At 67.7% G+C, this 14,265-nt stretch carries 7 protein-coding genes; 6 read left to right on the forward strand and 1 reads right to left on the reverse strand.

The window, feature by feature from the left end; translation table 11 throughout:
- Nucleotides 1-367: 367 nt before the first annotated feature.
- Nucleotides 368-1,426 carry a S8 family serine peptidase gene (locus ACGFT2_RS23715; protein ID WP_393281488.1) on the reverse strand — a complete coding sequence of 353 codons (1,059 nt, stop codon included), beginning with the start codon at nucleotides 1,424-1,426 and terminating at the stop codon, nucleotides 368-370.
- A gap of 909 nt (nucleotides 1,427-2,335) precedes the next feature.
- Here ACGFT2_RS23715 and ACGFT2_RS23720 point away from each other — a divergent pair.
- The 6 genes from ACGFT2_RS23720 to ACGFT2_RS23745 all read left to right on the forward strand — a co-directional run bounded on the left by ACGFT2_RS23720 (nucleotide 2,336) and on the right by ACGFT2_RS23745 (nucleotide 14,146).
- Nucleotides 2,336-3,256: an FKBP-type peptidyl-prolyl cis-trans isomerase gene (locus ACGFT2_RS23720; RefSeq protein WP_393281490.1), complete on the forward strand. Its 921-nt coding sequence runs from the start codon at nucleotides 2,336-2,338 to the stop codon at nucleotides 3,254-3,256.
- Between the two features lie 569 nt (nucleotides 3,257-3,825).
- Nucleotides 3,826-6,372, forward strand: a complete 2,547-nt coding sequence (locus tag ACGFT2_RS23725; RefSeq protein WP_393281492.1) for a LuxR C-terminal-related transcriptional regulator — start codon at nucleotides 3,826-3,828, stop codon at nucleotides 6,370-6,372.
- Between the two features lie 162 nt (nucleotides 6,373-6,534).
- A complete protein-coding gene (locus ACGFT2_RS23730; protein ID WP_393281494.1) occupies nucleotides 6,535-9,201 on the forward strand; it encodes a LuxR C-terminal-related transcriptional regulator in 2,667 nt (888 codons plus the stop codon).
- Nucleotides 9,202-9,644: 443 nt separating this feature from the next.
- Nucleotides 9,645-10,622 (forward strand): CinY protein, encoded by a 978-nt coding sequence (locus ACGFT2_RS23735; RefSeq protein ID WP_393281496.1) that lies wholly within the window; start codon nucleotides 9,645-9,647, stop codon nucleotides 10,620-10,622.
- A gap of 283 nt (nucleotides 10,623-10,905) precedes the next feature.
- Nucleotides 10,906-12,048, forward strand: a complete 1,143-nt coding sequence (locus ACGFT2_RS23740) for a GDSL-type esterase/lipase family protein (RefSeq protein ID WP_393281497.1) — start codon at nucleotides 10,906-10,908, stop codon at nucleotides 12,046-12,048.
- A 58-nt stretch (nucleotides 12,049-12,106) separates the two neighbouring features.
- Nucleotides 12,107-14,146 (forward strand): cellulase family glycosylhydrolase, encoded by a 2,040-nt coding sequence (locus tag ACGFT2_RS23745; RefSeq protein ID WP_393281498.1) that lies wholly within the window; start codon nucleotides 12,107-12,109, stop codon nucleotides 14,144-14,146.
- The last annotated feature ends 119 nt before the right edge of the window (nucleotides 14,147-14,265 follow it).

The following is a 14,265-nucleotide window of genomic DNA, read 5'->3' on the forward strand; positions in this document are numbered from 1 at the left end:
CTGACAGGTGTCCTGCGATCGGACCTCTCCTCGAGTGGGATCGCGGGGTCGTCCATGTGCCCGCGCAGCAGGTCGATCGTGTCGCGGCCGAGCCGTCGCCTACTACCGTCCTGATCGGCGGTCTGTACCGTCCGGTCCACGGAAGGGCATGTACCACTCGAACTCGCCGGCCTGACCCGGCTGCCGTCGGGTGACGGCCGCTCCGTCACACGGAGAGCACTTGGCCCCGCCGGGCTTCCGGCGGGGCCAAGTGCTGCCGGTGGAGGCAGTCGGGCCGGCGGTGCCTGCCCGTGCCCGCTGCCGTGAACCAGCAGCCCAGGTGGCTCGGGAAGGGCCTCATCCGGTGGGCGGCCCGTCCCGGCCGGTGCTACTTGGTGAAGGCGGCCACGCCGTTGGGCGTGCCCAGACCGGTCGGACCGTCATAGCCCGTCCCGGCCTTGCACAGGTACGAGTCACAGGACCCGTTGGCGCCGTCGGTGACGTCGTTGAGCTCGTCCGGGTGGGCGTACGGGTACGCGGCCGGCACGTCGTCGGATCCCGGAGTGCCGGCGAGGGCGTACACGCCGGCGATGAACGGGGCGGAGGCGCTTGTGCCGCCGTAGACGTTCCATCCGTCGGCCTCGTACGTGTCGTAGACGGCGACGCCGGTGGCCGGGTCCGCCACGGCCGCGACGTCGGCCACGGCACGCTTGTCGCAACCGGTGTCCTTCTGCCAGGACGGCTTGGCCGAGTACTTCGAGCAGCCCGAGCCCGCTCCGTCCCCGCCGGCCGACGTGCCCCAGACGGACTCGGACCAACCGCGGGTGCTGTCATCCTTCCTGAGCGATGTGCCCCCGACCGCCGTCACGTTGGGGGAGGCGGCCGGGTACTCGGTGCCGTAGCCGCTGTCGCCGGAGCTGGCGGTGATGGTCACACCCGCGTGGTTGAAGTACTGCTCGTCGGCGGAGGTGTCGCCGGCCTCTTCGTCACCCCCGTAGCTGTTGGAGACGTACTTGGCGCCCTGCTTGACGGCCTGGTTCACGGCCGCGCCGAGGTCGTCCATGTTCGCCGACTTGGACTCGACGAGCAGGATGTGGCACTGCGGGCAGGCAGCGCTGACCATGTCCAGGTCCAGCGAGATCTCGCCGGCCCAACCCGCGTCCGCCTCGGGGTAGTCGGTGCCGCCGTCCTGGTCGATCTTCTGGAAGCAGCCGTTGTCCGTGCTGCATTCCGGCAGCCCGTACTGGGCACGGTAGGCGGCCAGGTCCTTCTCGGCGTTCGGGTCGTCGTAAGCGTCGACGATCGCGACGGTCGCGTCCTTGCCGCCGTCGTCGGGGAGGTTGTAGGCCGACTTGAGGTCGGCCGGTCCGAGCCCCTTGGGATCGGCGTCGCGGCTCAGGCTCCTCCGCGACTTGATGTCGGTGCGAACGACGGCCTTGCACGCCATGTGACCAGGCTTGCTCGGTTGCGAACACAGCTCGCGGGTGTGCACCGGCGACGCGGTGGACGGCGCGACGTGCGATGTGGCGACGTGCGACGTGGCGAAGGCGGCCGACTGTGCGGAGACGGTCAGGCCGCCGGTGATCAGGGCTGCTGCAGCAAGGAACGTCGACGCATTGCGGCGTGCCGGGGTCCATCTGCGACGGGACTGCAATGAACTGCCCTCCGTGGGGGATATGGGGGCTCCAGGCCGGCGACCGAAAGGCGATATGGGTATGTCAGATGCATGACAACCACCTTCGGATGGGGGTGACGGAATGGAGCCGGTGATCAGGCGTCGTCGTGTCGATGCCGTGGATCGGACGTCGTCATGACGAGACGGCCACTCGATGTGCGGTGGCTGGTGATGAGGCTATGGAACATTTCCCGCCGTCAGCAAGGGTAGTTGGCCAAAACGATTACTCAACTCCGTGACAGATGACGGGTATTACATCCGGAATGTCTCACCTGGGTGGCGGGTGGCGGGTGGCGGGTGGCGGGGGCGGGGTGACCGGGTGACCGGGTGACCGGGTGGCCGGGTGGCCGGGTGGATGACGCGTGTGGACGGCCGGACGCGCGCGCCGTGCCGCGGTCGCCCGGACAGGCCTTCCGGGGCTGCGCAGCCTCGGTCTCCGATCCGGAGCGCTTTCCAGTGCGCGGCGCTGTGCTGGAGGGGTGCCGGCCTTCTCGGTGCTCGCGGCCCACACGCTCAGGGCCTGGGTATTGATTACTCATGCGGCCCGCGGGTGCTCACCTAGTCTGAGAGAAGAAGTGGTGCCTCGCCGTAGATGTCCGAATTGTTTGGCTGCCCCGAGGCCCCTTGCGCGTATTCGTTCGCGGCGCGCTTCTGCGCCAGGGCAAGGAAAAGGTTCACTGAATGCTTCACCGTAAGGCAGCTGCTGCAGCAGCGCTCCTGATAGCTTCCCTCACCGCCTGCGGTGGTGAACATTCCGCATCTTCTCCCCATGTCTCGGGAAAATTCGGCGTGCAACCGCATGTGAGTTTTGGTGATGGAGTGCCCGACGCGCGCTATCACGAAAGCGTCGTGACATCGGGCAGTGGGCGTCGAATCGGTGCTCACGACTTTGTGAAGTTTCATATCACGTCGCAGGTGTGGGGAAAAGGTAAGCCCGTCAGTACGTACCAGGGGGCGAAGGCCCCCAATGTCCTGCACCTTGGATCCGCGCAGTCGCCGCCGGTGCTCGCGAAGGGGTTGTACGGGAAGCGGGTGGGCAGTCGCCTCCTCGTCACCGAGCAGGCCGGCAAGGCATTCGGGTCGCAGCTCCCGCCGGGTATGAAGAAGTCCGATGTTCTGGCGTTCGTCATCGACGTCGTAGGGGCCACCTCGGTGGACGAGAACGTCATTTCCCGCGGAAAGTCCGCTGCGCCCCCTGCGGATATTCCCGGTCTCAGGCAGCCCAAAGCCACGGTCCCCGAGGTCGAGATCCCCAAGAATGCCGCGACGCCCAAGGTGCTTCGCAGCTTCGCCGTCGTGCATGGTTCAGGGGAGGCGGTGAAGGTGGGGCAGACCGTCATAGCGCAGTCTCGCGGCTGGTCACTCAACAGTGGCAAGGAATTCCAGAACACCTACAAGTCGAGTGATCCGGGCCTGTACCCGCTGGGTTCCGGAATGCTGATCAAGGGCTGGGAGCTGGGCCTGGCGGACAAGCACGTGGGTGACCGTGTGGAAGTCGTGATTCCTGCGGACCTGGCCTACGGTGACAAGCCGCCGCCCAACAGTGCCATGGGGAAGAACGCCTCACTGGTGTTCGTCGTCGACATCCTCGGTGTCGTCTGAGCGCGTGAGAGTGCCATGGCCGTGCATGAGGGCCTCCGTCGACGTCTCCCCGAAGCCGACGCGACGACGGACCCCGAAGCCGACGTAACGACGGAACAGGAGGAGAGCGCTCCGTATCGCTGGCGCGACGGGGCGGCTCCGGTGCTGGGCCTCGCCGCACTTTCGCCGACGACGTGACCGAGCTGGGCGGCACCGCCGCACGGCGGTGCCGGCCGCCCATCAGTGGGCCGGGCCGGGTGCGTGCGGAGTTGAGTAGTAACTACCCATGCGGTCCGTGGTGGCCCTGCCGAGACTGGTGACGACGAGATGATCAAGTCGTGTAAACAGGCAGAGAAGGAAGACTGAATACGCCGGCGAAAGAAGAAAGCCATCGTTCCGATGGCTGTCGCCCCGAGTCGTGTCCCCGGACAATCCCCCCCACATCTGAGCAGCTGAGAGGACGACACACCGTCATTCCCATCAGGCGCACGCCGGATGGTTTCGGCTGGCAGTGGTCATCACCAGAGAACAGCATGCAGCGTTCAAGTCGTCTCCCGCACCCGTCCCTCGCGCAAACCGGCCCCGTCTTCGTGGGCAGAAAGAAGGAACTGGACCAGATACACCACGTACTGGCGACCCAGCGCGGAGCACGTGGCGTCCTCGCCGTCGGACCGGCGGGAATCGGCAAGAGCCGGCTGCTCGACGAGGCGCAGGCCGCAGCTCCTCAACGGCGCGTGGTGAGTTTGCATCCGCGGGCACAGATATCGGTGACCGCCTCCAGGGGTGGTCCACCGTCGGTGTCCTCGCTGACCCAGCTGCGCAGCGAACTGGCCCGTTACAGCGCGATGCCCGTGTCCGACTCCTCGCTGTTGATCGTCGACGACGTCGATCACCTCAGCGCGGAGGTGATCCCACTCCTCTTCCACGCCCTGCGCAACCCCGGCATCAAGCTGCTGGTCTCCGCGACCAGCAACGGCGGAGCGCTGCCCTCGGCCGTACGAGCGTTGCTGAGTGACACCTCGTTCAAGAGGCTCGACCTGTGTCCACTGGCGATGACCGACGTCAGGGAGCTGACCAACTCCCTTCTGAACGGGGGCATCGAGCACACCGGCGCAGCGCGGCTCACCTACATGTGCGACGGGAATCCCAGACTGCTGCTGGAGATCGTCCGCACCGCCGTGGAGCAGCGAGCGCTTCGGCTCGTCGACGACTGCTGGCACTTCGACCCCGCGCAGTTCACCGTCCCGCCCTCGCTCCTGGAGATGACGGCGCCGGAGCTGGAGAAGCTCGACGAGTCGGACCGGCTCGTCCTGGACCTGGTGGCGCTCGCCGACGAGCCCTCACTCGACTCGATCGAGAAGTTCTGCGACGTCGGGCGCCTGGAGCGCCTGGAACACCGGGACCTCATCCGCGCAGTCCACGTCGACGGCCGGGCACGAGTTCGCATCGTTCATCCGCTGGTGCGCTACGCACTCTCCCACGGGCTTCCGGCGCTCCGGCAACGTCGGCTGCTGCGGGACTGGCTGAGCGCGCATGGCGGACTGCAGGCTCTCCTGCCACACGCCGACTGCGGACGTCTCGCCGAGTGGCATCTGGACGCACTGGAGGTGCCACCGAGGGAGCTGCTGGACCGAGCGGTCAAGCAGAGCTTCCGTGCGCAGTCCCTGCCGAGAGCGGTCCGCCTCACCGGCGCCGGCTGGCAGCACTATCCGGCCGAGGACACGGCATCGCTGCATGCGCAGGCCCTCACCGCCGTAGCCGATTTCGCCGGCCTCGCCTCGTTCGCCGCCGATGTCCGCCGCTGCGAGCCCGCCTACACACGCGCGATGCAGAAGAGCGAGGCGCATGCGCTGCTGCTCCAGGCGCGCTACGAGGAACTGGACGAGTCCCTGCCCGCGCTCCCCGTCACCGAGCAGGACTACTACCGGATGACGACCCACTACTTCCGAGGAGACTTCGTCCGCGCGTACGCCGAGGCCGAGGGCCTGCGCCGGAACGGGCCGCAGCACCAAGCCCTGGAAGCCGGTCTCATCATGATGGGATCGCTCTGCCACATGGGGCTCCCCGAACAGGCACTGGCGCTGTACCAGCGCCTCGGCGAGGAACTGGAGCAGAGTTCGGACCACTCGTATCGCTTCCACGCGGATTCGCTCGAGGAGCTGCACGCGACCGCCCTGCACTACTGCGGTCGGCTCGACGATGCCGAGAGGATCTACCGCCGTGAGTACATCGAGGCCTCGGAGAGACATCACGTTCGCATCGAGGCTCAGCGCGGCCTGGCCCTGGCGCAGCTCCTGCACGACCGTGGGGAGATCGAAGCCGCTCTGAAATGCGCGGACTTCGGCCCGAGCTACCGCGTGGGCTGGCGGCAGTGGCAGATCAAGGCAGGCATCTACGTCGCCCTCGCCTCGAGTTCGCTGCCCCACACGCTCCGCCCGGCCGATCCGCTGCCGGAGACGCTGTCCCTGGACGACGCCGGACACTGCGCCGTTCTCCTGGCCGTGGTGAAGGCCCGGCGCTATCACGAGCAGGGTGAGACCGAGGCGGCCACACACATCCTGCACGAGATGGTGGCGGCCGCCGTGCGCAGAAAGGCACATGCCGACGCCGTCGTCGGCATGCACGAGTGCGCACGGCTCTCCCTGCCGCTCCCAGCCGTCGATCACCATGGGCTTCGCCTGGAGGGCGGCTTCCTCCAGGCGCGCGTGGACTACGCCCTGGCGCAGAGCGCCGGGGACGCCAAGAGGCTCGGACGTGTCGCCCGCCTCTTCGCGGACATGGGGGCGTTCCTCTTCGCCGCCGAGGCATACGCGGAGCAGGCGAGGCTGCACCAGCGCTGTGGAGCGTCCAAGGCGGCCAACGCCGCGACCGTACAGGCCCGGGAGCTTCTGCGCCGGTGCGGTCCGGTACAGACCCCGCCGCTGCACTTTCTGGGAGAGTCGGTGTTGCTCACGGACCGTGAACAGCAGATTGCGAGGCTGGCGGCTCGCGGGCTACAGGACAAGGAAATAGCAGGCCGGCTCTGTCTGTCCGTGCGTACTGTCAGTAACACCCTGTACCGGGTGTACCGGAAGGTGGGTGCGGCCAACCGCCGGGAGCTGCAGGCACTCATGAACCGCGGGGGGCACCCGATCTGATCATCCGGTCCGCGGAGGGTGTACCGGGAGCCGGCCGGCCCCTGACCGCCTCGAAGCGAGCCGACGGCAGGCCGCGCATCGCGGGCCGTCCTGAGAAGATGAGTCAAGGGCCCGGGAGACGAGCTGTGCGGCCCAGGAACCGACGGCGTCTGGAGGATCGGCGTGGATGCTGCGGTCATTGCCCGAGAATGGCCGTTCGTGGCCAGGTCGCGGCAGATCGGCGAGATCAGGTCTTTGCTCGCCTCGCCTCGGGCGGAGGGTTGTGTCATCCACGGCCCCGGGGGCGTCGGCAAGTCGAGGCTCGCCGAGGAGATCTGGCGGACGGCGAGAGAAGCCGGCCTCGTCTGCAAGAAGGCGGTCGCCACGGCCGCGGCGTCGAGGATTCCGCTGGGTGCCATCGCTCATCTGCTGCCACGGGACATCGACGTCAGTGATCCGGTTTCGGCGTTCCGTGCGTCCGTGCGAGCGCTGACCGGAGCAAGGGAAGAGAGGGTCGCGCTGTGGCTCGACGACATACACCTTCTCGACACGACGTCCGCGGTACTCGTACGGCAACTGCTCGACAGCGGCAAGGCGTTCGTCATCGGTACCTTCCGGAGCGGATTCGAGGCCAACGACGTCACGACGACGATCCTGCGGAACCTGCGACGCTTCGATCTCGAGGAGCTGACCCTGCCCGAGACGGGCACACTTCTCGAAGCCGCGCTGGCCGGCCGGGTCTCGATCTCGGCGAGGCATCACATCCACGCCGCCAGCCAAGGAAATCCGCTCTACATCCGAGAGATCGTACTGGGTGCCGCCAAGAGCGGAGCGCTGGAATTCGACGACGGCGTCTGGAGTCTGCGAACCGATCGTCAGCTCGCTGTGACGCCGGGAATCAGGGAACTTATACATGAGAGGTTCAGTACCGTCGACGACAGGTCCAGGGAATTCCTGGAATCGTTGGCGCTCTGCGAACCGCTTTCCCTGAGCGATGCCCAGGACGTTCTGCCGCAGGAAAGCCTCCAGGATCTGGAAGCGGCCGGGCTGATCGTGGCGTCGTACGCGGATCGCCGTATCGCGTTGACACTCTCCCATCCGTTGTACGGGGAGGTGATTCGCGATGGCATTTCGCCCGGCAGGCGCCGAGAACTTTTCGGCGCGCAGTTCACGCGCGCACAAGGTCACGGCGCCCGGCGCAGCGGCGACGCGCTGCGCATGGCGTCGTGGCAGCTGGAGGCGACGGGCACCGCAGAGCCGGCGCTGCTCGTGCGCGCCGCCTCGTTCGCCTCATTGGCGAATGACAACACTCAGGTGGTGGCGTTCCTGGCCGCCCTCCCGGAGGAACACGCGACCTTCGACACGTGGATCATGCTCGGGAACGCTCTGCGTGACCTGGGGGACTGGCGGCGGGCGGAGGACGCCTACGCGTCTGCGGCCGAAGTGGCCGGTCCGGAGGCCGAGACGATGGAACTGGCCGCGACGCGCACGATGAACCTGTTCTGGGCCGGTGCCCAGGTGGCACGGGCGCTCGAAGTGAACCAGGAGGCGCGTGCACGCGTCACCAGCGGGTCGGCGCTGGCGATGCTCGACGCCAACGAGGGGATGATGCGGGCAGCGGCGGGCGAACCGGCCACGGGGCTGGAGCTTCTCAGCAGAATTCCGGACGATTACGACAAGGAGCTCAACCCCGCCCTGTGGTCGATCTGCGCTGCCTGGAAGGCTTCCGCCGCTGCGGCGACCGGTGATGCGGAAAAAGGCGTCGGACTGGCCACGTCCGCTCTCGAGCAGCATGAGAACCTTCATCGGACTCATATTCTTCCGCATCCGTCCGGCCAGAGGATATCCCTGGTCCATGCCCTGGTCGAAGCGGGCCGACTGCGCGATGCCTCGGAATTCGGAAGACGTGCTTACGCCGAACTCATCGAATCTCCTCAGCCCATGAACAGAATCTGGCTCTCGGTGCAGATAGGCCGGGCTGAATGGCATGCCGGCAGGATGGAGGAGGCTCGGCACTATTTCGCGGAGGCCGTGTCACTGGCCCGCTCCCACGGATATGTGAAATCCATGCGGCTGGCTTTGTCGGGTCTGGCGGCCGCGGCTGCGGTGATGGGTGACCTCCACAATGCGCAGTCGGCCTGTGAGCAGGCGGAGAGATACCCGCACATGGGCTTCTTCGCCGGCGAGGAAAGGCTCGGAGAAGCCTGGCTGCTGGCCGCGGACGGCAGGTACCAGGACGCCCGAGCCGTGCTGAGGGGTGCCGCCGAACGAGCCGCCCGGACCGGCCAGGTGATGTCCGCGAGCGCGCTCCTCACAGACCTCGCGAGGCTGGGCGGCGCGAAGGAGGCCGCCGTGGCGCTGCAGGAGTCGACGGCGGCGAGCGACAGCCCGTTCATGGCCGTGCGCGCCGAATTCGTGACCGCGCTGGCGGAGCAGGACGCTGAAGCCTTGATGCGCGTGGGTGACGGACTGAACCGCCTCGGCGCCTCGCTGCTGGCCGCCGAGGCCTACACCCAGGCGGCACAGGGGTACGGCCGTTCGGGCGAGCAGCGCAGGGCCACGGAGTGCCTGAACCGGGCGCACACGATGACCCAGAGGTGCGGCAAGGCCGCCACCATGCTGCTGGAGACGTCCCGGCAGGTGATGAACCTGACCGCACGGGAGGTCGAGGTGGTGACGCTGGCGGTCTCCAGTGTGCCGAACCGGGAGATCGCGGATCGGCTGAACCTGTCCGTGAGGACCGTGGAGAACCACCTGCAGCGTGCTTACGTGAAGCTGGGGGTGAAGAATCGCCGGGAACTGGCCCGCGTGATGCGGACAAGTGGGTTCCTGGCGCGATCCGAGGCCTGAGTCGACGCGCTCCCGCAAGGCCCCGGGCCGGCGGACGGAACCACCGGGGCAGGACGTGGGCCCTGCCGGAAACGGCCCGCGGGCGGCCCGCACCGGCGACCACCGGACCCGGCCGTGCTGCCGCGCGGGCCTGCCCAACGCCGGTGCGAATCAATTGAGTCGCGACTACTCACGTCGCACAGCCCAGCCGATGGCATGGTTCTTGCGAACACGAGAGGTATCGCTCGTCGCGGCGTTACCGGATGCCATCTGCAGTGACGTTCGATCGTGCGATCAATGACGCCGAGAATGGCCTCCGGCTGCCGGACGACTCGGAGAGTTTCAGGAATTCACCATTGTTCAGCCACGATCGGTTGGGGCAGTTACCAATGCATCGAAGATTCCGACGTTCGATCCTCTGCGGGCTGTCGGCGCTCCTGGCCGTCGCCGCCGGGGGATACGGAGTGGACAGCGCGATCGCCGCGCAGGACCGACCGGCCGCGTCGGCCGTACCGACCCCGCCCGTCGCCGACTTCGGCACGATCAACGGCTTGGGGCAGTCGGCGGAGCACGAGAAGATCACCCGCGCGGCACTCGCCTGCAAGGGCGGCGAGACGGACAACTCCTGTTTCGAGCCCGGGTCGTTGAATCAACTGGCGGGAGCGGCCGGCACCTTCGGCGCGGTAGGTGCGCCCGACTCCGACCAGACATTCCTCCAAGCCGCCCACTGCGACGGGGCGGACTTCCTCAACACCCCGGACTATCCGCAGACCCGAGCGCAGGCCACGACCGTGCTCCTGAACTGCATCGGTCATCTCACCTCCGAGTTCAAAGCGGGTGTCGGCAGCGCCAAGGGCCTCCTCTCCGCGGGGCGGATAGTCTCGTCCGAGGTCGATCTCTCCTCGAGCTGCACCTTCACGCTGGGCGTCCCCGGGCGGGCCAAGTGCAACGCCATCGAGGGACTCGGTCGTGCCCTGCACGGCACACAGGACTTCTACGCCCACAGCAACTGGGCCGACGCACCGGATACTTCCAGGCCGATCGGCGTCGGCAACCCCCCTGGCCTCGCGCACTCGACACCGGCTCCCTTCATGAGCCTGGGCGCGCCGTCACCCGCGGCGTCCAGCATCCCCGTGCAGCTCAGTACCGACTGCTTCACCGTCGCTCCCTTCGGGTGGGGCTGCGGTGACAGGGTGACCCACGAGACGATCAACAAGGACACGGGGACCATCGACCCCGTCACCGGTGCGACGTCGAACCCGACCACCCCCCGAGGCAAGGTCGCCGGGAACTTCGCCCGGGCCGTGCAGACCGCGGTCCAGGACACGCGGGCGCAGTGGAAGAGCTTCCGCGACGCTCTCGCCGCCACCTACGGCCCCCAGCAGGGCACCCTGCTCGCCTGCGCCGTCACGCATGACAACCCCGTACGCGACTGCGCCTAGCGTTCCCGCCCCAGGCGCCCAGCGGCCCCGACGGCGAACACCGGCGTCACACCAGGGCCGGTAGCCGGATCCCGCGCTGCCGCTCACCTCGCGGACCCGCGACTCGCCCCTTCCCCGACCGCGCGACTCCTCACCTCACGGATCGACGCCGGCCGGCCGCACGCGCCACGACTCCAACGGGCACGCCGCCTTCCCGGCCACGTCCCTGGCCGCCGGCATCCGCCACCGCCGTTTCCAGGCACGGCGGATGCACCTCCCATCCCAGCGACCCCGGACAGCACACATGGGCACACTCGATTCCCCTTCCCTCCCCGCACGCACTCTCGCCGTCATGCTCTGCGCGGGTTCGTTGCTCCTCACACCGGTCGCGCACGCCGATGCCGCACCGGCCAAGCCGACCGCCATCGTGTCCCTGGGGGACAGCTTCATCGCGGGCAACGCAGGCAGGTGGCGCGGCAACAGCGACGACCCGTTCGGAGACCGCAGCGGCACGGACCGGGCAGCGGTCCCCAACGGCTACGACGTGGGCAAGGTCTACGGAGACACGGACGGCGGCTGCTTCCGGTCGGACGTCGCGGAGATCCGCAGCACCGGCATCGCGGTGGACCAGGCGATCAACCTCGCCTGCTCGGGCGCCGAGTCCCCGAACATCTGGCGTGCCTCGCACGGCGGACGGTCCTGGGAGGACGAACAGCCCCAGGCCGACGCTCTGGCCAGCGTGGCCCGCACCAGCAACGTCCGGATGGTCGTCCTGTCGGTGGGCGGCAACGATCTGGGCTTCGGAGACATCCTCCAGTCCTGCATCACCGGGTACATGACCGGCGGTGGTTCCTGCCACACCGCTCAGCAGGCACAGGTGCAGACCGCCTTCGCCGGGGCCATGGCCGCCGTCGACAAGTCCATCAAGGAGATCCGCGGCGCGATGGCCTCCGCGGGCTATGCGTTCACCGACTACCGGCTGGTCGTGCAGTCGTACTCGTCACCGCTGCCGCGCGGTGGGGAGATGCGCTACCCCGAGAACGGGTCCCGGACGTACGAGGGCTGCCCCATGTACAACTCCGACCTCGACTGGGCGCGTGACAGCCTCATGCCGCGCCTCACGGACGGCCTCCGTACGGAGGCACGGAACAACAGCGCGGACTTCCTGGACCTCAGCGACGCCCTGCAGGGCCACGAGGCCTGCTCCAAGAGTTCCCGCATGGCGGACGCCACTCACCCGCCGTCCGCCGCGTCCAGTGACTGGGTCCGTTACTTCAACACCGGAGCCCTGCAGGGAGAGCTGAAGGAGTCGCTCCACCCCAACGCCTACGGCCAGTTGGCCCTGGGCCGCTGCCTGGCCCGCATCTGGACCACCGGCGGCGGCACCTGGAAGTGCCACAACACGCCTGGGCAGGGATACGACGGCATGTACGTCACGAACGGCTGAGCCCCCTCCGGACGCTCCGACCCCCCGCAACCGAACACAGCAGACAAGGCTGAGACACATGCACGCAAAGGCAAGGCCCCTCACGCGCTTCCGGCGGACCTCGGCGCTCGCCGCCGCCTTCGTCGCGATGGCCGCCGGTATGGCCGCGACGCCCGCGGACGCGGCCGACACAGTCCACCACAGCCTGGACTACGAATGGCAGCCGGGCGCGGCCCGTGTCACCGTGGGCGACAAGACCGTCACCGCCGGCGGCGCCACCGTGACCGACAAGGTCTTCCGCGACGGCACCGGACGCGAGGTGACGCTGCGCGGCTGGAACACCTCCGGCGAGACGAAGATCGCCGAGGCCGGTTTCAAGCCGTTCAAGACGACGGCCGACGCCGCGGCCGCCTTCCAGCAGATGCGGAACCTCACGGGCACCAACGTGGTCCGGTTCCTCATCTCCTGGGAGGGCGTCAACCCGAAGCCGGGCGTCATCGACCACGCCTACCTGGACCAGGTCGCGGCGCAGATCAAGGAGGCGACCAGCCGAGGCATCTATGTGCTCCTCGACTGGCACCAGGACCTCTACTCCCGCCACCTGTGGAAGAAGGACTCCTGGTACACCGGCAACGGCGCGCCCGCCTGGGCGGTGCCCAAGGGTGACGAGTACTGCGGAATCGTCTGCGCCCACTGGGGGCAGAACCTGCAGACCAACGAGCTGATCCGGAGCGCCTACCGCAGCTTCTGGAACAACACACCCATCAAGGACCTGGGCCAGACCGGCACGCTGCCGGCCGAGCAGTCCCGGGTGCAGGACGCCTTCCTGTGGCAGATGTCCCAGGCACTGCAGTACCTGAGCCCGCAGCTGCACGCCGAGGACCGGGACCACTTCCTCGGCGTCGACCCCTTCAACGAGCCCGCCGACGGTGGCCTGGTCGGCAGCGACTGGGCGAAGATGGACAACGACTTCCTGTGGCCCTTCTACAAGAAGGTCCGCAAGGTCATGGACGACACCGGTTTCAGCACCAACCAGGTGTTCGCCGAGCCCCTCGTCTTCTGGAACTCACAGGCCGGGATCTTCGCCCCCGCCACCGGTGGCCACTACCTCAAGCAGAAGCCCGGTCCCGGATTCGTGTTCAACACCCACTTCTACGACTCGGGCCGGATGGGGCCGAACCCCGACGGAGTCGACAACAACACCTATCTTCCGCAGCTCCAGGACGTCCGCAAGGAGGCTCGCTACCTCGGCATCCCGATGTTCATGTCCGAGTTCGGCATGTGGCTGAACGACATCGGCGCATCCGACACGAACCGGATGATCAAGGCCACCTACCAGGGCATGGAACAGAGCGACCAGGACAAGGCCGCCAACGGTGCGAACCGTATCGATGCCTACACCCCGCTGGTCTCGGGGACCCAGTGGCACTGGGACATCTACCACGACAAGCACCACGAAGCCATGAACGGCGACCAGGACAAGATCATCACGAAGGGAGACGCCTGGAACGACGAGAACTTCTCCGTCGTCGACAAGGGCACCAGCGGGCCCGTCTCGTTCAACATCGACCCGAACAACGCCCAGCGGGTCTACCCGCGGGCGATCCAGGGCGACCTGATGAACTTCACCTACAACGACATGTCCAAGGACGGCTGGAACACCCCGCTCGACTGGTACGGCCTCGCACCCCAGGGGACGCAGGACCACTACTTCCAGGGCAAGAAGTTCGCCCTCGTCACCTGGCGGAGCCGGCACTCCGCCGCGCCCACGGAGATCGCCCTGCCGCCGGGCTTCAACCCGGCTTCCACCGCTGTGATCACGGACAGGATCACGAAGTCCGGGTTCGGTGACCAGGAGACGCCGAGCAACACGCCGAACGAGGTCCTGATGACCCAGGACTCCGGGACGGACGGATCCACCTCGCGTGGTCACCGGCTCATGGTCTGGGACGACCCCGACGCGGGGGAGACCGACGACACCTGGCACTACGCGGTGGTGGTCGCCGACGCCGGCGCCGCCGACAAGGCCAACCTGACAAAGATCCAGAACCAGCTCAACCAGAGCATCGTCCGCGATCACAAGAACCCGGTCGAGCTGCTCGGCAAGCTCGACCACTGAGAAACAGGAAGTGACCGCCACCGCCTGCGGGGTGGCGGTCACTTCGTGTTTCCGAGGAGCCGGTACCGGCCGTCGTGCCGCCGCACCGGGAGGCCAGGCTCCCGTGGGGGAGACGAGCG

The organism is Streptomyces sp. NPDC048514 (assembly GCF_043199955.1).
In the GTDB taxonomy this organism is placed as follows: domain Bacteria; phylum Actinomycetota; class Actinomycetes; order Streptomycetales; family Streptomycetaceae; genus Streptomyces.

What these genes read in the sequence shown, in the direction of transcription:
- ACGFT2_RS23715 (WP_393281488.1), bottom strand. Translation starts at nt 1,426, where the DNA reads ATGGCGTGCAAGGCCGTCGTTCGCACCGACATCAAGTCGCGGAGGAGC.
- ACGFT2_RS23720 (WP_393281490.1), top strand. Translation starts at nt 2,336, where the DNA reads ATGCTTCACCGTAAGGCAGCTGCTGCAGCAGCGCTCCTGATAGCTTCC.
- ACGFT2_RS23740 (WP_393281497.1), top strand. Translation starts at nt 10,906, where the DNA reads ATGGGCACACTCGATTCCCCTTCCCTCCCCGCACGCACTCTCGCCGTC.
- ACGFT2_RS23745 (WP_393281498.1), top strand. Translation starts at nt 12,107, where the DNA reads ATGCACGCAAAGGCAAGGCCCCTCACGCGCTTCCGGCGGACCTCGGCG.